We start from the raw sequence: 24,037 nt of genomic DNA on the forward strand, positions 1-24,037 counted from the left end.
AAGACAGGCTTTACCAATATAAACAGCAGCTTACAAAGAAGGTCATGAACTGCCGCCACGACCACTCGACGCGCACGTTATTCAATACAATAAAACCAACAAACTCAAAGGTTAAAACCAATAAACTAAAAAGTTAAACTGAATACATAATTTATAATCTTGAACAAAGTGACCACTCAAATAAACCAGACAGGCAATATTATTCTACAAGATCAACAAAGAAAAGAATTGCAACACCAACGCACAGAGAAACAATGAACAGCCAAATAACCAAAACAAAACTCAACATACTGAAATTAATTCTTCAACTCTGGATTGTTAAAGAATTAATCCAAACTAAAGGTCTATCCGAAACAGTTTAAATTAAAGGTTTGTTTTTTTATTTATAAAATAGACTGCCTCTGGTGCTCTGATGCAGCGGGCCGAGTCGTTACCAGAGTGATTGGATCAGAAATATGAAGTAGAAGTCTCAGCGCTTTGGGGAGAAGAGCCAAGCTTATAACAAGGAGTCGTTGGGTTTCTTGTATGCCAAATCAATGGGGGACATTCCACAACAACAAAAGCAGGTATCGGGCTAGCCTATTGCGTCACTCATTGCCGCGAAAAGACAAAATATGAAATAAGATGGGTGGGAGGACATGCGTCCCCCCAGCGGACCAGCCAGCTTGATAAGTCGTTAGCCGGCGTCGGCCTGATTCTCAGGAGCGGCATCGATAAACGCATCGAGTCGATTACAGTTCTCGACAATGCGCACAATATTAGGGTATGGCGACAGGTCGACGTTAAAGCGGTTGGCGTTATACACTTGGGGGATCAAGCACAGATCCGCCAGAGTAATATTGTCACCGAAGCAGTAACGACCCGAGTATTTAACCAACTGTTTTTCAAATGCACTGAAGCCTTCATTTATCCAGTGATGATACCAAGCCGACTTAGCTCCATCATCGAGGGCGAGATCTTTCGACAGGTACTGCAGTACCTTGAGGTTATTGAGCGGGTGCACTTCACAGGCTATAGACATCGCCATAGCGCGAACAATCGCCCTGTCATGGAGATCTTGAGGGAGTAGTGCATTTTCGGGGTACTTTTCATCAAGGTATTCGATAATGGCAAGGGATTGAGACAGCACGAAAGCCTCCTGCTCCTCACCCTGCAGCTCCCCCTTTGAGTCACTATCGATAAGCGCCGGCACCAACTCCTGAGGATTTAAGATTGCATACTCGGCTTGATGTTGTTCGCCGCCATCCTTAACTAAGTGAACAGACAATAGCTCGGCGTCGAGCCCTTTATAGTTGAGGGCAACTCTCACCCGATAAGCCGCACTCGAACGCCAATATCCATAGAGCTTCAACATGGTGACTCCTTAAAAATCTATTATTATAAAAAAGGCCAATTCAATGAATTGGCCTTTTTCATACGGGATGTGAATTACCCTTTATATTCGACAACTTGCTGATCGATGGAGCCAAAAATAGTCTTTTGGTCATCATCCAACATCTCAATACGCACGCGGTCGCCAAACTTCATAAATGAAGTGGACGGCTTGCCTTCGGCAATCGTTTCCAGCATCCGCGTCTCGGCTAAACAGCTGGAACCGGCACTACGGTCATAATTCGAGATAGTACCCGAACCTATGATGGCACCGGCACCCAGAGGGCGAGTCTTAGCCACATGAGAGACTAATTGACTGAAGTTAAATGTCATATCGACCCCCGCATTAGGACGGCCGAAGAGCGACTCATTCAGATGAGTAATCAAGGGCAGGTGTACCTTAGAATCTTCCCAGCGTGCACCTAACTCTTCCGGTGTCACCGCGACAGGAGAGAAACTGCTTGATGGTTTAGCTTGATAGAAACCAAAACCTTTCGCCAGCTCACCGGGTATTAGGTTACGAAGCGACACGTCATTGACCAGCATTAACAGCTTTATGTGCTTCTCGGCATTCTGCGTTGTAACGCCCATCGGCACATCATCTGTTATCACCGCAATTTCAGATTCAAAGTCAATGCCCCACTCTTCACTGGCTAATGGAATATCTGCTTTAGGCGCAATAAAGCAATCTGAGCCACCTTGATAAACCAGAGGATCGGTCCAGAATGTCTCTGGCATCTGTGCGCCTCGAGCCTTACGTACCAATTCAACGTGATTAACATAGGCACTACCATCGGCCCATTGATAGGCACGCGGCAGAGGAGACAAACACTGGGCCTCATCAAAATCGATCGCACTGTCTATCAAACCATCATTTAACGCTTCATATAGCTCTTGCAGTTGTGGCTGAAGCAGATCCCACGCATCGAGTAACTGCTGCATAGTATGGGCAATGGCGGGGACGGCCACCGCTTTAGATAGGTCTTTACTCACTAACATCAACTGACCGTCACGACGACCATTGTTATAACTGGCTAACTTCATACCTGCTCCTGTCAAAACCTCACCAGTCAATAATTGTTATCTCTGTGCTGGTGCTATCGGTATAGAAATACATTAAGCATAGACAGATAGGAATAGTGTGACATGAATCACGCCGAGCTCAATAAAGCACTCAAACGTAAACAAATAATTACACTCTATCTATGCGGCTCAAGCTTGGGCTTCTCAAACCACAAGTGATGAAAAACCCGGCATTATTGTGGCAACAAGCTTTTACATCTATTTTTGCTTGCTGATCTTATATTCTCTTAATTTATTGGCAATCGCAGTATGGGATACACCTAGCTTCTTGGCTAACTGACGTGTGCTTGGGTAAGCCGGATACAGCCTTCTCAGCAGACTCGATTCGAACTGCTTCATTGCTTGATCCAGGCTCCCTTCGAATTGATGATCGAAATAACCGAAACCTTCGGCGTAGGAGGGAAGCTTCAACTGCTCAACCGATAGCTCAGCTGACCCGTCCCACATAGATACCGCCCGGAAGATAGCATTTTTAAGCTGCCTGACATTACCGGGCCATGCGTAGTTGAGTAGATGCTCACGACACTGAGCCGAAATACGTCTGATTGGAATCGATAATTGCTGACTGTAATGCTCTAGAAACATTTCGGTTAAGGGGATGACGTCAACTTTGCGCTCTCGAAGCGAAGGCATATGAAAGCTCAACACATGGATCCGATAGTAGAGATCTTCTCTGAACTCTCCCGTTTGACACAGTTCGGCGAGATTTTTCTGAGTCGAACAGATGATCCTTACATCGGCCCTGACCTCTCTATCCTCTCCCAAGCGTCTGAAAGTGCCATCTTGCAATAGACGCAGTAATTTTACCTGGGCAGATTTTGACATCTCGGCAATCTCATCGAGAAAAACCGTGCCGCCTTTTCCTTCTTCGAAGAAGCCTCTCTTGACTATCTCTCCGTTGCTTACAAAACCAAAGAGCTCCTCCTCAGCGGCGCTGTCCGGTAATGCTGCGCAATTAATCGCAATAAAGGGGTGTTCTCTACGCATACTCGCATCATGACATGCGCGTGCCATCAACTCTTTGCCCGTCCCTGTTTCACCGGTAATAAGCAAAGGTGCATCGAGTTGAGCCATACGTCTGGCCTGAACCAGAACTTCTTTCATCTTGTCACTGGTGGCAAGTACGCTTTCAAAGCCAGTAGTTTGGCTCTGCAGAGCATTGAATTGCTTACCGACCCTGGCGGGGGATTTGAGAGATACGACGGCGCCGGCAAGAATGGATTTATCACTCTCATCCGGTAGATAAATTGGTAGCATCTCGGCCAGGTATTCATTTTGACCTATGTTGACTCGCGTCGCCTGAGCAAGCACTAAGGTTTCACTCAACCAACGACTAAAATTGAAGCCCTGAACCCAATGATTGAGCGGCTCATCGAGTATTTCGTGCTCACTCATGCCTACGGTCATAAGAGCCGATTCATTAACGATACGGACGCGCCCTTTCACATCGATAGAAAACACCGAGTCAGGCAGTGTCTTTAAGAGTGTTTTCAAGGCGTAGTGCTCTTGCTCCGATGGCATAAAGGAGACGGTACGGACATCATGAACACCTTCAACCTTTCTGATCAAGGGCAACAATTCGCTGAGCGTATCGAAATTAACTTCAGCAAATTGTAAATAAAGAAACCCCTGATTACTGGCATCGATAGCAATCAGGTTAATGCCATAACCTTCCAGGACCATCAAAATATCTTTCGCCAGACCAACACGGTCCAAGCAACAAACTTCAAGACGCATACTGTAATATTTCCCTTTATTAAGAGTATTGTTTTTATCCTTGGTGCAAAATTCTCAATGCGGAGAATGAATACGGCAATGAGAAAAGAGAGCGACTCAGGCGCCTATACCCTAGAAGGTTATGATTATTGTGGCAAGTCTTGTTTACAGTAGAATGGTTTTTAGTTGAAGAAATCAGCAGGCCAACCAAAGGTAACCTGCTGATAATAATAGACTAAGCTTCAAATTTACAACTGGTCGGTCTTGGCCGCCATAATGAAGTCGTTACGGTGAAGTCCTTTAACTGAATGAGACCACCATGTCACCGTGACTTTGCCCCACTCGGTTAGGATCCCCGGGTGGTGAAAGTCGGCTTCGGCGAGATCGGCAAGTTTATTGGTAAACTCCATCGCCAATTTGAAATTTTTAAACTTATATACCCGTTCAAGCTGCATAATTCCATCACGCACTTCGACACCCCAATCGGGTATCATACGGATCAATTCGGCAAGTTCACTGTCGGTCACCTTAGGGGCGTCAGCCTGACAGGCTTCACACTTCATATCTGCTAATTTAGTCATCTTAATTCCTTTACTCATTTGTTTTAATTTTAGTTTTAGTTATTGTTTTCGTTAATCTTAAATGTACTAGTTGAATACATCTGTTGAAGATAGCGATTAAAGGTACTAACTCGCTTTCGACTTAGGTTCAAAAAGCGGTTCAAATAATCCGAGTTTCTTCGCCTCACGCACGCCAGCCATGATATCCATATTAACGATTTCATCGAGGAAGGCTATGCTATCAATAGCGTAATAGACAGGCTGCATAATATCGATACGATAAGGCGTCCTCAGCACATCCACTAAATTAAACGGCTTAATCAGCGGCTTATCACCCATGGCATATTGTGTCTCGCCCGGTGAGCTTAAAATGCCTCCACCGTAGATCTGCAGTGAGCTATCTTTGGCTTGAAGCAGGCCAAACTCTACGGTAAACCAATACAACCTTGCCAGGAAAACCCTATCCTCTTTACTGGCCGCTAACCCTAACTTGCCATAAGCGTGAGAGAATCGAGCAAAAGAGGCATTGGTCAGCAAGGGGCAATGACCAAAGACTTCATGAAATATATCGGGCTCTCTCAGATAATCGAACTCCTCTTTGCTGCGTATGAAGGTTGCAACGGGGAACTCCCTGTTAGCCAACAGCTCAAAGAAACGCTCGAAAGAGATCAATGCCGGCACTGCTGAGGTTTTCCAGCCACTTGTATCTAAGAGCACCTTATCAATTTCGGTCAGCTGTGGGATCTTATCACCCGATAAGCCCAAATCTTTCAAGCCTTGTTGATATTCAGAGCAGGCATATTTAGACAAATTACCCACTTGCCTTGCATACAACTCTTGCCAAATATCATGCTCAATTTGTGGATAATGAATGTGGCCATTTGCATCAGGCAGTCTGGCCACATACTCAGTGATTTTGCTCATAGTATGTTCTAATCATTTATGGATCCCATATTCATAGTTGACCAAACCGAGGTTTTTGTTAACTCCATCACAGTTTATTTTCTGGTCTCCCAAGCCCTTTCCGCGTAACAAATTAGTTACAACCAGTTTCCGAAAGACCGCAATAACATTAAAAAACAATAGATTAGTTCGTCACCATTTATTGACAAAAACAAAATTATTATTAGATTGCTCTGTTAGTTCACTATTAACATGGCTTTTCCGTGTCAATTTATTAAAATATCTCTATTGAGCTTTAAGTGTATGAAAGGGAAAAGAATGAAACCACATAGAATTCGTAAAGCCGTTATCCCCGTCGCGGGACTGGGAACAAGGATGCTTCCGGCCACTAAAGCGATTCCCAAAGAGATGCTGCCAGTCGTCGATAAACCATTGATACAATATGTTGTTAATGAAGCCATTGCGGCCGGTATCAATGAGATAGTATTAGTTACCCATGCCAGTAAAAACCCCATTGAAAACCATTTCGACACGAGTTTCGAACTGGAAGCTCAGCTGGAGCGCCGTGTTAAGCGTCAGCTTCTCTCAGAGGTTCAATCCATCTGCCCCAAAGGGGTGACGGTTATCAGCGTACGTCAATCTCAGGCTAAAGGCTTAGGACACGCTATTTTATGTGCCAAATCCGTAGTGGGTGAGGCACCGTTTGCAGTGTTACTGCCCGATGTAATAGTCGATGAAGCCAGTTGCAACCTCAATAGAGACAATCTGGCAGAGATGGTCAAACTATTTGAGCAAACTGATACCGGGCAGATAATGGTGGAAGGCGTGCCGGAAGATCAGGTTAACCAATATGGTATCGCCGATGTTAACGGGCAAGAGCTTCAACCCGGAGAATCTAAGCCTTTGGCTCAGCTGGTAGAAAAACCCAGCATAGATGAAGCACCGTCGAACCTTTCCGTTGTAGGCCGATATATACTGCCAGCAGATATTTGGCCACTATTAGCCAAAACCCCCGCCGGAGCAGGCGATGAGATACAGTTAACCGATGCCATCGCCATGATGATGGAAAGAAAGACGGTTAATGCCTACTACATGAAAGGTAAAAGCCACGACTGCGGTAATAAGCAAGGTTATATGCAGGCCAATGTCGAGCATGCCCTGCGTCATAAAGAGATTGGAACTGATTTTAAAAATTACCTGAAAAAGCTGGTTGAAGACTTCGACAAGGATATAAATTAATGACCATATTAGTCACAGGTGGTGCTGGATATATCGGCAGCCATACAGTGGTTGAGCTTTTAAACGCTGGCCAGAAGGTTGTCATTGTCGATAACCTTGTCAATTCGAGTATTGAAGCTCTGCAGAGAGTAGAGAGCATCACCGGCAAGTCGGTGACCTTCTATCAAGGAGATGTACTTAACAAGGCCCTGCTTCAAAAAGTATTCAGCGATCATCAGATCCACTCGGTTATCCATTTTGCAGGCCTTAAAGCCGTCGGTGAATCCGTCGCCCAGCCTCTGAAATATTATGAAAATAATGTCACCGGTACTCTGGTCCTCTGTGAAGTCATGGCCGAGCACGACATAAAAAATTTAGTATTCAGCTCATCGGCTACCGTATATGGCGATCCCGCAAGTCTGCCTATTACTGAAGATTTCCCTACGGGCGCAACTAACCCATATGGCCAGTCTAAACTCATGGTTGAACAGATCTTACACGATCTCAATCACTCAGATCCCAGTTGGAATATTGCACGCTTGCGTTACTTTAACCCGGTAGGCGCCCATGTTAGTGGCCTTATCGGCGAAGATCCGAACGATATCCCCAATAATCTGATGCCCTTTATTGCTCAAGTAGCCGTGGGGAAAAGAGAAAAATTGAGTGTGTTTGGTGGAGATTACCCTACTCATGACGGCACGGGTGTACGTGATTATATTCATGTTGTCGATCTCGCTATGGGCCATCTCAAAGCGCTTGAAAAACTCAGTACAAAACCAGGTTTGGTCACCTATAACTTAGGAACGGGTCAAGGGTATAGTGTTCTCGATATGATTAAAGCCTTCGAGAAAGCTTGCGGGAAATCGATCCCCTATCAGATTGTAGAGCGCCGTCCCGGAGATATTGCCGCCTGTTATGCTGCGCCTCAAAAAGCGAAAACTGAGTTAGGCTGGCAAGCGACTCATACGCTGGAAGATATGGCAAATAGTAGCTGGAAATGGCAATCGACGAACCCTGATGGGTATTCAAGCTAAATGAGTAATATAAACCAGAGTCGTCGCCGCCTTTTCAGTCGAAGAAAGTCAAACGTGATCAGGCCCCCATGGAGCAGACAGGATATCGATTTCACCGATATCTGTACCCGCTGCGACAAATGCGTTGAGGCCTGTGAAACCAAGATTATTATCAAAGGTGATGGCGGGTTTCCCGAAGTCAATTTCACTATCGATGAATGCACCTTTTGCAAGAAATGTGTCGAGGCATGCCCCGAGTCGCTGTTTACAGCTACAGACGAGTCCCCTTGGCAAATAGCTGCCACAATTAATGATACCTGCCTTGCCCGTCAGGGGATCTGGTGTCAGAGTTGCAAAGATGCCTGTGACTCACGGGCCATCAGCTTTACCCCGGCTATAGGTAAAGCTCCTCAACCGCAGATAGATACCGATATATGCAACGGTTGCGGTGCCTGTGTCGCCCCCTGTCCAAGCCATTCTATTACCCTGCTCGATAACAAAAATGTGGAATCCTAAGTAAAATCATGCCAAAAACAGAGCCAAAATAATGACATTGGAGTGCCAAATATTAGTGGTTTTTTTATTGTTAATTTAAGGTTACTATCTGAATATCTCGAAGTCAGCGACTGACTATTTTTATTCGGAAAAAAACATATGTTCGGAAAAAAGAAAGTAACAGGGCTCACCTTCGTCGCTCCGGGTACCAAGTTATCCGGTGAAAGCCATTTCGCCGGAGAGGCGCTAATCGGTGGTGAGGTCTTCGGAAAAATAAGCTCATCGGATAAGATAACTATCGAAATTGATGGTTATGTGGATGGTGAACTCAACTGCGATGAATTAAAGGTTGCGGGACACTTCAAAGGAAAACTGAAGTGCGGCAAGCTCAACATCACCAGTACAGGCACTGTCGAAGGTGAATTGGCTTGCGAATCAATGGAGATCTTCGAAGGCGGACAATTTATCGGAATGCGGGTTAAAGAGGAAGTTGCACTACTCAACAGCTTTGATACACAACAGGCAGAGATTGAAGGTAAGTTGCAAGCTGGCTAACCAGGTGCTTTATTCTGACTTTATAGAAGGTGTCCAGAGAACAGAACCTGTGAACAAGGACGTTCAATCATTTCACTCCAAACTAGTCCGCCCAAACCAGTCACCCGAACCATGCAGCTAAAACATTCAGCTCAAGCTATTCCCTTATCTCTCTAACCTGCAACAGATAACTCCTCAGCAGGCTGATGAACTCGTCAGATGTTCTGTCTAAACAATCGAAAGGAATATAGATATGGTAGCCTAAATTTTTGCTGAGCATTTCACAGCGATGACCGAACATAGCCAGCACGCCTCGATAACGCTCTTCGTTTACGACTAAGGGAGTAAACTCAGAGTTCATATAGGACTCCAACTCTTCCAGGTTCTCATCTAAGGTGACAGCAGACATGAGTAAAGGCCTTTGCTCCGTCAGTAAACCAGTTGCGAGCCGCCCGGGAATAACATCTAAAACCGGATTGATCTGTTTAAGTTTTATGCCTATAAAGGGTAATTCAATCATGTCGATACCATCTACGCCTTTAGGAATATCGAAGCGCTGAACATTATTCCAGGCGATAAAAAGACTACCTCTACGATGATGGTAAAGAAGCCCCTCTTGATTCAGTTCAACACTTACCTCGGGCTCAATCAGCTTAGAGATACCGAGTACGGCAGATATCGCGCCGAGAGCAAAACAGAGCATACCGGGAGCAAATAGTCCGGACGCAGACAGAAACATTCCCAAGCCGAGAGCCAGTCCAAACACTCCCAGAAAGGTTAAGGTTAAGGCGTTTCTCTTAGTATGCGTGCGAATTTGTACTACTTCTATATTCAAAGGAGATCCTAAATCTTAGCTTCTATCTATCAACTATCTGAGCATTCTCATTGGGCAGTAGAATATCTCTTTCATGCTTTATCTGAAACCAAAGCTGACCAACATATTCATGTATAGCTCTTTGAGAAGACCACAAGTTATGTGCATCCAATCGCCACCAATAGCCTTGTCTGGTAATAAAATCTGTCGGAGCCGCTTGTGGACTCAGTCCGATATTTGCAAATGTCGACATAGATCTGGGCATATGACTAGCAGAAGTGACGAGTCTAAAGGGTGCAGTCCCAACTTCCCACTTCATAAATTGCGCCTCTTCGATGGTGTCCTTTGCCAGCGGAAAGGTGATTATACGCTTCTTGGGAATACCCAGCTCAATTGCAGCATCAGCCATCACCTCAGCATGGGCGCGAGAACCGGTTCCCCCGCTCCAGCCACTAAACACCAATTTACAGTCTCTACCGAGATTAAACTGGCGTATCCCTTCACTTAATCTTGCAAGAGCCGTAGATGAAAGCTGCTGAATGGCCGTTCCCGATATCGACTCATCATGACCACTACCCAGTACCATGACCAAACAGCCATCGGCAATAGGACCACTATTAACCGGGTATTGACTCTCCAGTTGAGAACTCAATAAATTACTACCCGGTGTGCTACTGAGAAATACCAGTAACAAAACAGCAATTGATAGTATTGAGCGAACTAACTTCCTGTTCCGTAATATCACGAGCGCAAATAACAGTAATAGCACCACTAGAGGCACCGGCATAAAGAGCTGAGAAACTATTTTTTTAAGCCAAAACATCGTAACCAAAGTCCATTTTAAGATTATCGCCGGCTAGTCTAGCACAACCATACGACCAATAATCATCATTACTTAGGCCCTTTATACTCATACCTTAAGAGCCTGCAGGAATAATGATCACCACAACCAAGCCGCGCCACGCACACCCGATGAACTGCCATACCTATTTTGCACTACCGGCGTGCGACACTCATTACCCAACACATATTTTGTCAGCAGTGCCGGAAGTTTAGGATAGATGGCTTCGATATTAGATACCCCGCCACCCAGCACGATGACGTCCGGATCGATGATATTAATCACGTGAGCCAAGGATCGTGCCAGCCTGTCCATATATCGCTCGAATGCAGCCTTTGCCAACATGTCACCATTCTTCAATAATGCAACAATTTCAATAACGCTGACCGCATCTCCGCCCGCTACCTTAAAGTCTCTTACGAAGCCCGTTCCTGAGATAAAGGTTTCGATACAGTCTTGGTTACCGCAAAAACAGGAGGTCGTGTTGAATTCATCTTTCGTCATCCATGGCAGCGGATTATGACCCCACTCACCGCCTATGCCATTACCGCCACCATGTGCCTTACCATTAATGGCAACACCGGCGCCACAACCTGTACCTATGATCACGCCAAATACCACACCTTTTCCCGCCGCAGCACCATCGATTGCTTCGGACACGGCAAAGCAATTTGCATCGTTAGCAACCCTGACCTCTCGCTTTAACCGCTCACCGAGATCGATATCGAGTGGATGACCATTGAGCCAGGTCGAGTTTGCGTTTTTAACCAGTCCGGAAAAGGGGGAAACAACACCCGGGATCCCCACACCAACACTCCCTGTCAGCCCTAATGTCGACTCGGCTTCATTCACTAAACTTTCAATGGCATCCAGCGTGGCGTTATACTCTCTTGGAGTCGGGATCCGCTTACGAAAAAGCTCTTTACCTCCACTCTCTAACGCAACCACTTCTATTTTAGTTCCGCCAAGATCTACGCCTATTCGTAACATCGGCTCTACTCCACTCATTTCTAATAATTTTTAAAGGTCTTTACTCATTAATCCCACTACAGAGTAGTATGAATTCTCATACATAAAGTGTGACATATTCCAGTTCGAGAAAGAACTTGTTACCATCAGGCTTAAAATTGATGGTATTTCGACACTCAACTCCCAATCAAATATGTTACCCGTTCACAATGCTGGAATATTAAGTCAGTACACTCTCTATTAAAAGCTATCCCGATAAAACGACACTTTTCTCAGCTCCAAGCTCCCTAGCGAAGGGGAAGAGTATATCTGGAGGTATATTAATTGTTGATATGGTAAATTTTAGCTACGCCAAAAATGTGTACTTTCATCGACTCATTGTAAGGATAACAAGCCGACACACCAGCACTACTAAAATACAACTCCTTAGCCACAATCCTGATACCTACAGATTCATTTAGTGACGAAAACCATGCTGCTTGGTTAATTTACTCACACCCTCTTTTACCGCCCGCTCAAATCACTTACTATGCCGGGCAATGAGATAAGGGATCACAGTGACATAAGGGATCACAATGAAATTCAAGATACTATCCGGATTATTACTATTAGGTTGCAGCTCGGCGCAAGCTGCATGGTGGGTTGAGCCCGATGACTTAGCGCTGAGAGCCGATATTCAGCTGCTTTCAGATACGGGCGTGATAGTGCAACCTATCACAACATACCCGCTGATGTGGGCCGGATTAAAGCAGGACATGGACAAAGCTGATATCGCCCAATTATCGAAGAATCAGGCGATGGCATTTAACAGAGTCATGGACGCCTATAAGCATGATCATCAAAGCTTTAACAGCAAAGTAGAGCTCGCAGCCGCTACAGACACTGCACGCTTTACTGGTTTTGGCCAGGACTACCGCGACAAGGCTGAAACGACAGTCAATGCTGAAGTCACTAAAGACTGGTTTAGCGGACGCGTCTCAGCCAGTTACCACTATGATCCTATCGATGGTAATAGCACAAGATTAGATAATAGTTTTGCCGCCGTCATGCTAGGTAACTGGATTGTCAGCGCAGGTGCACAACAAAAGTATTGGGGACCGGGCTGGGATACAGGATTAATTCAGACTACCAACGCCCGTCCCATGCCGGGCATCACCCTAAGCCGAAATAATAGTGAAGCCTTCGAAACACCTTGGCTTAGCTGGGCCGGTCCATGGACCTTTACCACCAGCTTCAGTCAGATGGAAAGTGACCGCTATGTGCCCGAGGCCAAGCATTGGGGCGCACGCGGTACCCTACGCCCAATATCTAAACTCGAGGTCGGTTTCTCATGGACCATGCAGTGGGGCGGCGAAGGCTACGGTAATAGTTTAGGCGACTGGTGGGATGGACTGTTTAATGGCGGTGGAGTCGAAGGCGATCTCGAAAACGGCCAGGAAAACATGTTAGCCGGTTATGATTTCCGCTGGTCAGATACCGCTTTCGGGATCCCTTACGGCATCTACTTTGAGCGTATTCATGAAGATTACCATACCGAAAAGCACAAACTCATTAACGCATCCAATATGGGCGGTATCGATTTTGTGTTGAGTGACATCAATACCCGTGTCTTTATCGAATATGCCGATACCACAGCCTCATGTGGTACTGATGACAAGGTATATAACTGCATGTATGAGCATGGCTTCTACAAAGATGGTTATCGTTACTACGGTAAGAGTCTGGGCAGCACCTATGACAATGACTCACGTACGTTGGTTGTCGGTGGGATCACTCAACTTGGGGGTGGTCAGAACATCACCAACAAACTTAGATGGCTAAAACTTAACATTGACGGTAGCGATGTAGCCGCTCCCGGCGGAAATCCGGTGTCACATGGCGAGTATGAGCAAATGTATCAATTTGACACCAGCTACCACCGTCCTTTCTATCAGGGAACCTTAAAACTGGGTGGCACTCTGGGCTATAGTCAATATAAGACATCAGGTGGCAACGATTGGGATGGCACGGTATACGCCGGCTGGGAAAGAAGTTTTTAATCTCAATAAGAACCTAAGCACTGAGACGCTCACCACGTGAGCTAATCGACGCCAGCGTTGCTGACTGCATAAGCTAAGACGACACTTACTACGTGAGTTAACTGACACCAGCATCGCTGGTAAAAAATAGAGACTGAGCTCGATGCCAGTCTCTTTTTATTTTCCTGATAGAGCGCAGCTAATAGGCATTGCCATCCGCAAAGCGAAAGTTCGTGTTATAGGTGTGCTCTTATCATCTTTCCCGGCTAAAGCCGGTCCTACACCAGAGACAAATCCACCAGCCCTCTGTAGGAGCGTGCTTCAGCCGCGAGCGTTTACCTGTATGGTTATCATCATTCCCGGCTAAAGCCGGTCCTACACAATCAAACTATTCGCCAACCTTCGTTGTAGGAACGTGCTTCAGCCGCGAATGCCATCTTCTTCGCTTTAAAAACCTAGGACCTCAATCCTAGAGACTTTCTTGACTATAACTCAGCAAAATCATCCAGCGTTTTGTGCCCTCTTTTAGAGAGAAATTCGAGCAGTGCCTCCGGGCTTCTATTCAGTAAACGTTCCTTAGGAAATTCCGCTTCCTCAATGATAGCTAAGGCTTGTGAGAACTCACCTAAACTGAAGGCTACATGAGAGTCTGAGCCCATCACTAACAAGCCTCCTGCATCGCGGACGGCTTTCGCTATCGCTACACAGTTAGCCTCACTGCCTTTTCGGGACATCTCAAACGAGGAGTTATTGATTTCGAGTGCCACATGACACCTGGCTGCAGCCGCCGCCACAGCCTTAATATCGATAGGGTAAGCCGGATTGCCCGGATGAGTAATGATATCGACATTACCACTCTCGATAGTATTGATCAGTGCCTTAGTGTGGGTCTGTTTATCTGATGGGGGAAAAACGGGTTCATGAAAACCTGCCAACACGATATCTAACTCTTGCAGGTAATCACCAAAGTAGTCAATCTCTCCCGCATCATTCTTAATATTTGCCTCGATGCCTCTTAGGATACCAACACCATCTACGATTCTGGGCAACACCCTTAAATTAACGAAGTGCCAAAAATGGGGAGCATCGGCCATATCCGGGCCATGATCGGTTATAGCAAATAACCGCATACCTTTCTCTTTAGCCACAGCAATGTAATCATGAACCGTACTATAGGCATGGGTGGAGGCAATGGTGTGGGCGTGAGTGTCTACAAGATACTTCATAATGACTCTTCTTTTTGTATTTACAGAGAAAATATCAGAGTCTGAGATTCTACGCCTTTCTATCTACTTAGCCTAGTTTTCAGAAGCTACGCCTTGTAGTTCATCCCACCCCTGACGCTTTCGATAAATCGTCGAGGCGCTGATATCTAACAGTGCTGCGGCTTTGGGCACATTGCCGTCACATTGCTCGATAGCCGCCTCAATGGTCTGTTTCTCTGACAGCCAGAGTGGAATGATGGCTTCAGGCTTATCTGCTCCTGAGGATGCTGATTGCAGTTTATTGCTTCTGCCCAGCTCATCGATTGAAGGGGACTCATGGTTATTGAGTGCCGAAGACTGATTAGCACTCTCGATAGAGATAACGGGCTTAAGTTGAGCCTGACCGTTACCCGACTCTGAGTTGAATAGAGAAGGTAACATCGACTCATCAACAATATCGGAGGAGTTAAGCACGACCACCTGTCTAATCACATTTTGTAATTGGCGTACATTCCCGGGCCAATCATAGCTTTGAAGTAATCTCTTAGCCTCTGCAGTGAAACTTTTAAACTGTTTCCCCTCCTCACGGTTGTACTCCTTCAGTAATTTATTGGCCAATAAAAGTACATCTTTCCCTCTCATTCGCAGAGGCGGGAGCTCGATAGGAATAACATGAAGCCGGTAGAAGAGATCCTCTCTGAACCGTCCATGTTTTACCTCCTCCCAAGGGACTCTGTTTGTCGCACTGACGAAGCGCACGTCGACCTTCTCCTCTTTCGTCCCCCCTACTTTTTGAAAGACGCCGGTCTGAATAAAGCGCAGTAACTTACTTTGTAACTCAAGGTCCATCTCACAAATTTCATCGAGGAACAACGTTCCTTTGTGGGCGCGACTCGCCGCTCCCTCCCTATTTGCCACGGCACCGGTAAACGCACCTTTAGTGTGGCCAAATATTTCACTTTCGATGAGATCTTTTGGAATTGAGGCACAGTTAAGAGCAACGAAAGGTTTCTCGCTTCGATTCCCAGCGTGATGAATAGCTTGAGCGCAAACCTCTTTACCCGTCCCGCTTTCCCCGACGATAAACACTGAAGCCCTACTGTTAGCGACACAATCGATGGTCTTATATACGGTCTGCATGGCGAGTGACTCACCCACAAACCCCATATAATTTTCTTTAGGCAAGCTTTGTTCATACTTCTCTACAAGATTAACAAGCTGACGTTGTTTTAGCGCATTTCGAACCGTAATAGAGAGCCGCTTAGCATCGAAAGGTTTGACCAAGAAATCGAACGCCCCGGACTTCATCGACTCGACGGCCAAGTCTATCGTGCCGTGGGCCGTTATCATGATAACCGTGATACCAGGGTAGCTGGTTTGGACTTTTTGCAAAATATCCATCCCCGACATATCGGGTAACTTGATGTCCAACACTAATAGATCGGGCTGCCATTGTGCTAACTCAGTGAGCGCATCCTCTCCATGATTGACATGGGTGACCTTAGCGCCCTCTGAACGTAGATATTCGGTATATAGGGCGCCTAATGACATGCTGTCTTCAACGAGTAAAGCGGAAAAAGACTGATTAATTTCCATATTTAACGCTATCCTTAAATAAATAATCGAATGTTCAGGTTCTGAGCCTGCCTGCTATTTCAAGCCGCAAAGCGCGCTTTGAAGGCCTTAATAGTTTGTTGCCCTACTTGTTGAACTTCAGTCATATATGACTCAACTTCTTTTTTATCTTGCTCTCGGGCACTTTGCTCAAGGCTTTTTGCAACGTCATACAAGGCCTGGGCGCCAAAACTGCCGGAACTGCTTTTTAAGGTATGGGCCTGATTGTCTATTTCGGTAAAATCCATCGTCTGCATTAGTGATTTAAGTGTATCCAGCCTTTCGTGGGTTTCTTGAAGATATACACTGAACATCCCTCTCAAGGGCTCTACCCCTAAAGCATCAGTTAATTCAGCAAGTACAGATTCATCAAATAGTGTCTGAAAGCTTAGCTCATCGGAATTTGCGCTTTTATCACGCTTATCACTTTCTGTTTTAAGATCCATTACCACCCCACTGGAAGTGTCGTTATTCAAGTGTAATTCGAGCCCTCCAGCTTCACAACTTTCCGGGCTAATTTTAGCCGGAGCGTCAAGGGACTCACCTCCGACACTACGAACTTCCGGCAACCACTTATTGATAATTCGCACTAGATCAATTTTATTAACCGGCTTAGGCACAAAGTCTTTCATTCCTGCCGATAAGCAGTTGTCTACATCCTCAGGCTGAACATTGGCCGTCATGGCTAATATAATGGTATCCGGTTGATGTAACAGAATATGCTTAGTCGCTTCAACACCGTCCATCTCCGGCATCCGCATGTCCATCAATATCAAACCATAATTTTTTTGCGCGGCCATATTCACGGCCTCAATCCCATTGTTTGCATATTCAACTTCGAAACCTGATTTAGTCAGCATAGCACCGGCAACGACTTGATTCGATGGGCTATCCTCGGCCAGAAGAAGTAATCTGTTCTTGGGTGCCAACTCCGGAAGCAAAACTTCCGTTTCCGTCTTATCTTCTTGATTAATGTCATCGCCATTTAATAAACCTAGCATCATCTCACGGCTCAATGGCTTATTTATCACCTGCTCCAGTCCAATCTCTGACACTAAGCCAGACATTTCAGGCCTTAACTCTGACATTAGCACTGCAATTGCCCCTCCTTCGAACAGAAAGTCTCGCTTTAGAAGGCGGGTTAACTTCAAACTTAACTCAGATAAGCCGGTGTCATCGATCAATATAAGATTAAATCGCCCCTTAACCTCTTGGGTGCTCAATATATCGCTAACCCTACTGACATTAACGCTACTTACTCCATACTGGCTATACTGCTTACTCACCAGGTGTGAAAAAGTCTTATCGGGATGGACTAATAACACTCTTGCATGTACCGGCAGGTGAGAAAGAGGGTTTAATTGTCGCTCTTCAAGCTTTAACAACACATCAAACCTGAAGCAGCTTCCATGTCCCAGTCGGCTGCTCAACTCAATTCGTCCGCCCATCATCTCAATTAACTCGGCGCAGATAGCTAAGCCAAGCCCGGTTCCCTTATAGTTAGTATTATGCTGATCATGAACCTGGCTGAACTCTTTAAACAGTTTCTTTTGGGCCGCTACGCTTACCCCAATCCCTTCATCGGTGACGGCGCAGTACAGCTGCACCTCTTCGTGATGGCTATCGGGGATCCACATCTCGACTGAAACACAACCTCCACTTGAAAATTTTATCGCATTATCAACAAGGTTATGTATCACCTGTCGTAAACGTTGTGCGTCTCCTTTGACAAAATCAGGCACATTTCGATTGATAAAACAGGCGAGATTAATGCCTTTCTCGTGAGCCTTAGGCGCTAATATCCGCATCACCTGGGCCACGAGTTTGGCGGGTGAGAAACTCATACTCTCTAACACCATCTGACCGGCTTCAATTTTCGAAAAGTCTAAGATGTCATTAATGGTACTGAGTAGAGCAGTCCCGGCCTCCTTAGCAGTATGGGCATAGATACGTTGCTCCTTGTTCAGCTTTGAGTCCAGCATAAGCTCTACGCTCCCCAACACCGCATTAAGTGGAGAGCGGATCTCATGGCTCATGGTTGCCAAAAATCGCGACTTGGCCTTACTGCCCGATTCGGCTTGATCTCTTGCTTGCTTTAGCTGAGTTTCATATTCGATTCTCTTAGAAATATCGTGCATGAAGGCTGTAAGTAAGATCTCATCTCCAAGCTGTACTGGGATCATCTTCATCTCAACAGGAAGTGGGCTGCCATCACGCTTGATCGACATCATCTCGATACTTTTCTTTATGGCCGGCCCCTCACCCGTTTTCCTGAATAGCTCCATGCCTTGCTTAAAACTTTTCTTGTCAATATCGACAAAAATAAGATCTTCGAGGAGTTCACCTAAAACCTGCTCACGGTCATGACAGAATAACTTACAGGCAGCGTCGTTAAACTCTTGAATTCTTCCGGTGATATCGATAGTGATCAACGCATCCTGACTGGCTTCCAGCGTTGCCAACAAGATGGTCTCGGTGCGAAGCGCAGCCACCTCTTTTCGCTTTATATCACTGAGATCTTTTACCAGCCCCAATAACATAATTTCATTTTCGATGGTCATCTTAGAAATCGACAATTCGATAGGAAATGTTTTACCACTCCTGTTTTGCGCCGTAAGCTCTCTCCCTTTTTTGGCATCACGGCCAGACTGAATAAACCTGGACATGAAACCATCATGCATATGTCTTTCATGAATAGGCATAAAAATCGAGACATTTTCACCAATCAGCTCTTCAAGCTCATACTCAAACAGACGGCATACCGCGCTGTTAACCTGAGTGATGACCCCAGAGGTGTCGACGATGATAAAGCCATCTACCGCCGTCTCTAAAATCGTCCCTAAACGTGTGTTAGCACTTTCAAGTTCACTCCTGTTTTTTTCTACCTTCTCAATCATCCGGTTAAATGCACGAGTAGTTTGACCTATCTCATCCGTTGCAGTAACCGGGATCTGTATGCCTGTTTCGCCACTTAATATACGCTTGGAAGCCGTTTTAAGCTCACTGAGGTTACGAGTCAAATAGTGCCCTAACAGCCAAGAGAACAGGGCAACCAACAACATCTCTAGCCCGGCAATGGAAAAAAAACGGGTCGTCGCACTCGCTAAGAATTGATCAAATTCATTCACTCCCACGCCCAGCTCTACCCGTCCGAATATATAGCCAGACTCCATAATATTAGCTTCGACATCTAATACTCCATCATCGACGCTGGATAAACCTTGATCCCGACTCGATGCACCTCTCGATACCTGAGTAAATGGCTCCCCCGATGGACTCTCTTCTACCCGAACCAGAAGCGAGTTTTTATCATAGATATTCACATACAAAACCTGAGTATGTTCGAGTAACTCATTGGCTAACACCTGCAAGGTAGAGACATCAGTGCTGATCACCGCATCTTTGGTCGCTGCTGCAAAAAGTGTCACCATAGAGTCAGCTCGTTTCTCGATCTCAGCCTCATTGGAACTTCTTAAGTAATCCACACTGGTGTAGACCAATAGCAGCAGTAAAATGCCCTCGATTAGCGCAATACCGAGTACTGTTTTTAATCTGAAAGACACTATTGCTCTCCTTTAACTAACGGCTTATGAGCCGTTTCACTACGAATTTCTAAAGGTTTTGTAAACGTACCTAACCCAAGCGCCCGTATATCATCCCAATCGCTGTTTTTAGCGGTCTCAAAACTTTTAAAGCCCAAGACATTTAACACTTCAGCACCTTGAGAAGATGATGATAATTCGATAAAACCTTGCCTAAGTTCCTCAACAATGTTCGTCGGAACCCTTGGATGAACGGCAACAGCATGAGGGGTATATCCCGGGGTTTCCCATAACACCCGAAGTTGGTCTGTCGTCGTCCTGTCCATCGTCTTGAAGGTTCTTTTTACTCCTCCTCCGGCATCCACCAGCCCTTGTGCTACCGCAAGATAAACAGAATCATGAGAACCTACGTATTTAACCTCATTCTCTAACCCCTTCAGGTTTAAATTTGCTCTTGGGAGGACACTGGCAGCAAATGCAGCTGGTGCTGGAAATGCAATTTTCTTATCTTTGAGCTCATCCAGAGATTGAATCGAAGAGTCCTGTCTGACCACAATAATCCCCTTTATCTGCTTCCCCTTCTGTTTGACTAAGGCTTGGTAACCGGGGGCTTCATGAAATACCGTGTAGTGATAAGGGTTCATATAAGCGACATCATACTCGCCTGACGCGAGCCTTTTCTCGAAGGTGGGAATATCCGGCGCCGTTGCAAAACGCAATTGAAAATTTGCATTTTGCGATAACTCAGAGAGTACCGGAGACCACAAGCGAGCAAGCGTACTGGCGGCTTGCTGAGGAACAACACCAAAGGTTATCGTACTGGTTTTTATTCTAGTTATCGTGTGATGAGAATCTAACTGGTTATTTTCACGTGCTTTTTCATTACTTTCACCAAAAGCACTTCCTGTGACACTCAACGCACATGATAGAAACAGAACCTTGACGCTCGCCCGTGAAATTTTCATTTTGCATATCCTTAGCAGTACCCATTCCTATACAAGAGCAAAGGTTATGCCAGCACAAAATATTACCGACTGCACCTTAGCACCTTTAACAGAATATGAATGACTGATTTGCATTTTGCAATGAGGCAAGAAATGTTCCTCTTTAAAGTGCTTGCCAAAATATAACCAATCGAAGCTTTACCTTTAAATACAGTGGCATATTAATAAATAGCCGTTAGAGGCATATTTATTGCCTATATCTTCTACGGTCTCTATTTGATGAGTGAAAATTATGGCAAGGGGTATGGAAGGATCGGTAACGTCATTTCAACGGCAAACGGCAGGCCTTAGGGTTCTCGTGGTTGAAGATACTCACAGTGAGCGCTGCTTTATCACACATTTATTAGAAAAAATGGGATTGAAAGTCACAAGCTGCAGTAGCGCAGAGGAGGCAATCGAGTCTTACCGACAGCAAAAGGCTGACATTGTCATTAGTGATTGGAGGATGCCGGGAATGAGTGGACCGGAACTCTGTCAATACTTCAAAAAACTCCCCTTTCCCCCATATATGCTACTGCTTACAGGGAATAATCTAACTTCGCACACTGTGACAGGCATTGAATCCGGTGCAGATGACTTCCTGACTAAGCCTTTTATTCCAAGCATTCTCAAAGCCAGAGTATTAGCTGGCGCCCGTATAGTTAACATGCAGCATCAACTGGAAAATAAAAATAGCGAACTCAATGCTTCACTGATAAAAGAACATGCTTACCTGCAACAGATACAGGAAGATCTAAATAGTGCGGCAAAGCTGCAAGGCTCACTGCTGCCAACTTCAAGCACACTACAAAACGAGTGGAGACTCGCCACTCAATTCCAGCCGGCACAAGAACTTGCCGGTGACATATTTCAATGTCTGGAGATCGACGATTCTCATCTGGGATTTTACCTCTTGGATGTGACAGGCCATGGGATCGCAGCCTCAATGCAGAGCTTTACCCTAGCTCAAAGGTTAAGCAGTAACAGCTGTGACTGGGCGAGCCTGGATCCCGCGCTCATTGTCTCTCAACTCAATGCTGACTTTGAAGATCCTGAGCATACAGGCAGGTTTGCCACGCTAGTTCTAGGGATTGTTAATACGATCAGCGGTAGAGTGAAGTTAACCGTTGCCGGCCATCCGCTTCCAATTTTACTTAAAGAACAAGGGACAGCGATGATGGAGCTAAATTCCGGCATCCCCTTGGGCATCGACAACACATATCAATACCATTACGACACCTTCTTCGTGAGTTCGCAGCAACACTTAATTTTATATTCTGATGGCTTATACGAATGCCGACATCCTAGCTTTGGCGAGTTTGGACAACAAAGGCTAATCAACACTTGCGCCAATGCAAATCAACTTGAGCCGGAATCATTACTTCATTACCTGGCTCACGCCATCGACCTCTGGCAGCAAAAAGAACCACAAGACGACATCTCAATGATGATCTTATCTGCGCCGGATAGCTTTCCCTCAAATAATTACAGCCAGCGACCCACATCATGCTCCACCACAACGGAAGGCAGCAATAAAGATATTCTGCCTAACGAAAATAATAGGAGCGCTGATGAAATCGTTTCAATGGGTGACTGGCAGGCGTTGAAGTATGAAGCGCTTATTGACAGTGAATTGATTGAAAGTGAATTGATTGAAAGTGAATTGATTGAAAGTGAATTGTTAGAAAGTAAACAGTCTGAAAATCAACGAGTTTTGTAGAAAAACAGATAAAACATGACGTTAAATGGGTACCCGGAGGATATATGAACAGTATTCAATTAAATCTATCTCAAAGTGTCTGGAACAGTAATCTACTTTGCCAAGAGTTGGAGCAATTTCTGCAGCAAAACAGTGTTCAAATACAGCAGAGATTTAAGGTTATCACCTGTGTACTCGAAGCATTATCAAATGTCCTCGAACATACAGACAACCAATGCGAAGACATCGTCATCATCATGCATTGTAACCCTGACCGCATAACCATAGATCTATTAGACAATGCCCCCTACATACCAATTGGCGATCAAATCGAATGCCCATCTCCCTTCTCTATCTCAGGTCGGGGATTGTGGATCATTCAAAACTGGATGGATCAGGTAAGGTTTCAGGCATCCGTGGCCGGCACACACCTGAGGCTAAGTTTGTTGAGGAGTTAGGCTCTTAGTGTGGGACCGGCTTCAGCCGGGAACCGCTTCCCCCGTTACTGAAAGATTCGTGGCTGAAGCACACTCCTACAGCGGCTAAAGCACGCTCCTACGGAAGAACATAACCCGTAGTCAGCCATATAGAGTGGGCTTTGATGTAAGCTTTGATGTAAGCTTTGATGTAAGCTTTGATGTAAGACCGGCTTCAGCCGGGAACCGTTCCCCCCATTATTAAAGCTTCGCGGCTAAAGCACGCTCCTACGGAAGAACATAACCCGCAGTCAGCCATGTAGAGTGGGCTTTGATGTAAGCTTTGATGTAAGACCGGCTTCAGCCGGGAACCGTTCTCCCCATTATTAATGCTTCGCGGCTAAAGCACGCTCCTACGGAAGAACATAACCCGCTGCCAGCCATCCGGGAACTGCTCCCCCATTATTAATAACTTCGCAGCTAAAGCACGCTCCTACGGAGAATCTAACCTTTGCATTCTGCTTCGCAATTTTCATCTCCACCTTAAAGCTTCACTATCAAACTTAGCAAAACCCTGTATTAAGCATTTAAAATCAGCACCTTAAATGTTGGCCTGAGTTGTGCAATCTTATATGCAGGTAAAGAGTTAACACGATAAATATCAGCAATTCCCTAAGGAGCTCAATATGAAATTTTCACCATTAGCGCTCGATAATGCCTGTTTAATTACACTCCCGAAAGAGATGGTGATGTCACAGACTCCCACCCTCAGGGCTGCTATTACGCGTCAGATTGAAGCGGGTAGCAATAAACTCATATTGGATCTGCATCAGGTTGAATATATCGACTCCAGTGGGTTGTCCATCTTAGTCTCTGCACTGAAACTCACACAGAAAAAAGCCGGAGAGATCATTCTCCTCTCTCCATCTGCCGGAGTACGGGCATTAATCGAGCTCACGCGACTGCATCAGATATTTACCATCTATGAAGATCAAACGGCCGCAATTGAACATATCTGTGAGTTGTGATGCAACCGACTCGAA

20 protein-coding genes are annotated in these 24,037 nt (G+C 45.5%); 8 read left to right on the forward strand and 12 right to left on the reverse strand.

Translation table 11 applies throughout. The annotated features are described in order from the left end of the window. Positions 1–676: 676 nt before the first annotated feature. The 5 genes from maiA to phhA form a co-directional block, all read right to left on the reverse strand. Complete coding sequence (gene maiA / locus EKG39_RS08895) at positions 677–1,351, reverse strand: maleylacetoacetate isomerase (RefSeq protein WP_185817572.1); 675 nt, start codon at positions 1,349–1,351, stop codon at positions 677–679. 77 nt (positions 1,352–1,428) lie between these two features. Continuing rightward, positions 1,429–2,415, reverse strand: coding sequence for a fumarylacetoacetate hydrolase family protein (locus EKG39_RS08900; protein ID WP_126505378.1), 987 nt, complete (start codon positions 2,413–2,415; stop codon positions 1,429–1,431). Positions 2,416–2,652: 237 nt separating this feature from the next. Further along, complete coding sequence (tyrR, locus tag EKG39_RS08905) at positions 2,653–4,191, reverse strand: transcriptional regulator TyrR (RefSeq protein WP_126505379.1); 1,539 nt, start codon at positions 4,189–4,191, stop codon at positions 2,653–2,655. 227 nt (positions 4,192–4,418) lie between these two features. After that, positions 4,419–4,751, reverse strand: coding sequence for a 4a-hydroxytetrahydrobiopterin dehydratase (locus EKG39_RS08910; RefSeq protein WP_126505380.1), 333 nt, complete (start codon positions 4,749–4,751; stop codon positions 4,419–4,421). 105 nt (positions 4,752–4,856) lie between these two features. Further along, entirely contained in the window at positions 4,857–5,654 is a 798-nt protein-coding gene (gene phhA / locus EKG39_RS08915) for a phenylalanine 4-monooxygenase (protein WP_126505381.1), read from the reverse strand. 297 nt (positions 5,655–5,951) lie between these two features. On the opposite strand from phhA, the gene galU reads away from it, so the two are divergent. From galU to EKG39_RS08935, 4 genes are all read left to right on the forward strand, one after another. After that, entirely contained in the window at positions 5,952–6,872 is a 921-nt protein-coding gene (gene galU / locus EKG39_RS08920) for a UTP--glucose-1-phosphate uridylyltransferase GalU (RefSeq protein WP_126505382.1), read from the forward strand. Then, a complete protein-coding gene (galE, locus tag EKG39_RS08925; RefSeq protein ID WP_126505383.1) occupies positions 6,872–7,885 on the forward strand; it encodes a UDP-glucose 4-epimerase GalE in 1,014 nt (337 codons plus the stop codon). The genes galU and galE overlap by 1 nt, the downstream gene beginning before the upstream one ends. Then, positions 7,886–8,380 carry a ferredoxin-type protein NapF gene (gene napF / locus EKG39_RS08930; RefSeq protein WP_126505384.1) on the forward strand — a complete coding sequence of 165 codons (495 nt, stop codon included), beginning with the start codon at positions 7,886–7,888 and terminating at the stop codon, positions 8,378–8,380. A gap of 138 nt (positions 8,381–8,518) precedes the next feature. Continuing rightward, on the forward strand, positions 8,519–8,914 hold the full coding sequence (locus tag EKG39_RS08935) for a bactofilin family protein (RefSeq protein WP_126505385.1): 396 nt from the start codon (positions 8,519–8,521) through the stop codon (positions 8,912–8,914). 136 nt (positions 8,915–9,050) lie between these two features. Here the strand turns inward: EKG39_RS08935 and EKG39_RS08940 are convergent, their stop codons facing one another. The 3 genes from EKG39_RS08940 to mak all read right to left on the reverse strand — a co-directional run bounded on the left by EKG39_RS08940 (position 9,051) and on the right by mak (position 11,538). Beyond that, entirely contained in the window at positions 9,051–9,728 is a 678-nt protein-coding gene (locus EKG39_RS08940; RefSeq protein WP_126505386.1) for a DUF2982 domain-containing protein, read from the reverse strand. A gap of 22 nt (positions 9,729–9,750) precedes the next feature. Continuing rightward, a complete protein-coding gene (locus tag EKG39_RS08945; RefSeq protein WP_126505387.1) occupies positions 9,751–10,530 on the reverse strand; it encodes a YdcF family protein in 780 nt (259 codons plus the stop codon). Between the two features lie 117 nt (positions 10,531–10,647). Then, positions 10,648–11,538 carry a fructokinase gene (mak, locus tag EKG39_RS08950; RefSeq protein WP_126505388.1) on the reverse strand — a complete coding sequence of 297 codons (891 nt, stop codon included), beginning with the start codon at positions 11,536–11,538 and terminating at the stop codon, positions 10,648–10,650. A 554-nt stretch (positions 11,539–12,092) separates the two neighbouring features. Between mak and EKG39_RS08955 the strand changes: the two genes are divergently transcribed. Further along, a complete protein-coding gene (locus tag EKG39_RS08955) occupies positions 12,093–13,556 on the forward strand; it encodes a capsule assembly Wzi family protein (protein ID WP_126505389.1) in 1,464 nt (487 codons plus the stop codon). 464 nt (positions 13,557–14,020) lie between these two features. Here the strand turns inward: EKG39_RS08955 and EKG39_RS08965 are convergent, their stop codons facing one another. From EKG39_RS08965 to EKG39_RS08980, 4 genes are all read right to left on the reverse strand, one after another. Next, positions 14,021–14,761: a phosphatase gene (locus EKG39_RS08965; RefSeq protein ID WP_126505391.1), complete on the reverse strand. Its 741-nt coding sequence runs from the start codon at positions 14,759–14,761 to the stop codon at positions 14,021–14,023. Between the two features lie 72 nt (positions 14,762–14,833). Further along, positions 14,834–16,336, reverse strand: a complete 1,503-nt coding sequence (locus EKG39_RS08970; RefSeq protein ID WP_126505392.1) for a sigma-54-dependent transcriptional regulator — start codon at positions 16,334–16,336, stop codon at positions 14,834–14,836. Positions 16,337–16,395: 59 nt separating this feature from the next. After that, a complete protein-coding gene (locus EKG39_RS08975) occupies positions 16,396–19,917 on the reverse strand; it encodes a PAS domain S-box protein (RefSeq protein WP_126505393.1) in 3,522 nt (1,173 codons plus the stop codon). Continuing rightward, positions 19,917–20,861, reverse strand: coding sequence for a phosphate/phosphite/phosphonate ABC transporter substrate-binding protein (locus EKG39_RS08980; RefSeq protein ID WP_126505394.1), 945 nt, complete (start codon positions 20,859–20,861; stop codon positions 19,917–19,919). The genes EKG39_RS08975 and EKG39_RS08980 overlap by 1 nt, the downstream gene beginning before the upstream one ends. 283 nt (positions 20,862–21,144) lie before the next feature. On the opposite strand from EKG39_RS08980, the gene EKG39_RS08985 reads away from it, so the two are divergent. The 3 genes from EKG39_RS08985 to EKG39_RS08995 all read left to right on the forward strand — a co-directional run bounded on the left by EKG39_RS08985 (position 21,145) and on the right by EKG39_RS08995 (position 24,022). Beyond that, positions 21,145–22,599 carry a SpoIIE family protein phosphatase gene (locus tag EKG39_RS08985; protein ID WP_246028463.1) on the forward strand — a complete coding sequence of 485 codons (1,455 nt, stop codon included), beginning with the start codon at positions 21,145–21,147 and terminating at the stop codon, positions 22,597–22,599. Positions 22,600–22,643: 44 nt separating this feature from the next. After that, positions 22,644–23,036, forward strand: coding sequence for an ATP-binding protein (locus EKG39_RS08990; protein ID WP_126505396.1), 393 nt, complete (start codon positions 22,644–22,646; stop codon positions 23,034–23,036). 644 nt (positions 23,037–23,680) lie between these two features. Beyond that, entirely contained in the window at positions 23,681–24,022 is a 342-nt protein-coding gene (locus EKG39_RS08995) for an STAS domain-containing protein (RefSeq protein WP_126505397.1), read from the forward strand. Positions 24,023–24,037 lie beyond the last annotated feature (15 nt).

The organism is Shewanella atlantica, assembly GCF_003966265.1.
GTDB classification, from domain to species: domain Bacteria; phylum Pseudomonadota; class Gammaproteobacteria; order Enterobacterales; family Shewanellaceae; genus Shewanella; species Shewanella atlantica.

What these genes read in the sequence shown, in the direction of transcription:
- EKG39_RS08900 (WP_126505378.1), bottom strand. Translation starts at nt 2,415, where the DNA reads ATGAAGTTAGCCAGTTATAACAATGGTCGTCGTGACGGTCAGTTGATG.
- tyrR (WP_126505379.1), bottom strand. Translation starts at nt 4,191, where the DNA reads ATGCGTCTTGAAGTTTGTTGCTTGGACCGTGTTGGTCTGGCGAAAGAT.
- EKG39_RS08910 (WP_126505380.1), bottom strand. Translation starts at nt 4,751, where the DNA reads ATGACTAAATTAGCAGATATGAAGTGTGAAGCCTGTCAGGCTGACGCC.
- phhA (WP_126505381.1), bottom strand. Translation starts at nt 5,654, where the DNA reads ATGAGCAAAATCACTGAGTATGTGGCCAGACTGCCTGATGCAAATGGC.
- galU (WP_126505382.1), top strand. Translation starts at nt 5,952, where the DNA reads ATGAAACCACATAGAATTCGTAAAGCCGTTATCCCCGTCGCGGGACTG.
- galE (WP_126505383.1), top strand. Translation starts at nt 6,872, where the DNA reads ATGACCATATTAGTCACAGGTGGTGCTGGATATATCGGCAGCCATACA.
- napF (WP_126505384.1), top strand. Translation starts at nt 7,886, where the DNA reads ATGAGTAATATAAACCAGAGTCGTCGCCGCCTTTTCAGTCGAAGAAAG.
- EKG39_RS08935 (WP_126505385.1), top strand. Translation starts at nt 8,519, where the DNA reads ATGTTCGGAAAAAAGAAAGTAACAGGGCTCACCTTCGTCGCTCCGGGT.
- EKG39_RS08945 (WP_126505387.1), bottom strand. Translation starts at nt 10,530, where the DNA reads ATGTTTTGGCTTAAAAAAATAGTTTCTCAGCTCTTTATGCCGGTGCCT.
- mak (WP_126505388.1), bottom strand. Translation starts at nt 11,538, where the DNA reads ATGTTACGAATAGGCGTAGATCTTGGCGGAACTAAAATAGAAGTGGTT.
- EKG39_RS08955 (WP_126505389.1), top strand. Translation starts at nt 12,093, where the DNA reads ATGAAATTCAAGATACTATCCGGATTATTACTATTAGGTTGCAGCTCG.
- EKG39_RS08965 (WP_126505391.1), bottom strand. Translation starts at nt 14,761, where the DNA reads ATGAAGTATCTTGTAGACACTCACGCCCACACCATTGCCTCCACCCAT.
- EKG39_RS08970 (WP_126505392.1), bottom strand. Translation starts at nt 16,336, where the DNA reads ATGGAAATTAATCAGTCTTTTTCCGCTTTACTCGTTGAAGACAGCATG.
- EKG39_RS08980 (WP_126505394.1), bottom strand. Translation starts at nt 20,861, where the DNA reads ATGAAAATTTCACGGGCGAGCGTCAAGGTTCTGTTTCTATCATGTGCG.
- EKG39_RS08985 (WP_246028463.1), top strand. Translation starts at nt 21,145, where the DNA reads ATGGAAGGATCGGTAACGTCATTTCAACGGCAAACGGCAGGCCTTAGG.
- EKG39_RS08990 (WP_126505396.1), top strand. Translation starts at nt 22,644, where the DNA reads ATGAACAGTATTCAATTAAATCTATCTCAAAGTGTCTGGAACAGTAAT.
- EKG39_RS08995 (WP_126505397.1), top strand. Translation starts at nt 23,681, where the DNA reads ATGAAATTTTCACCATTAGCGCTCGATAATGCCTGTTTAATTACACTC.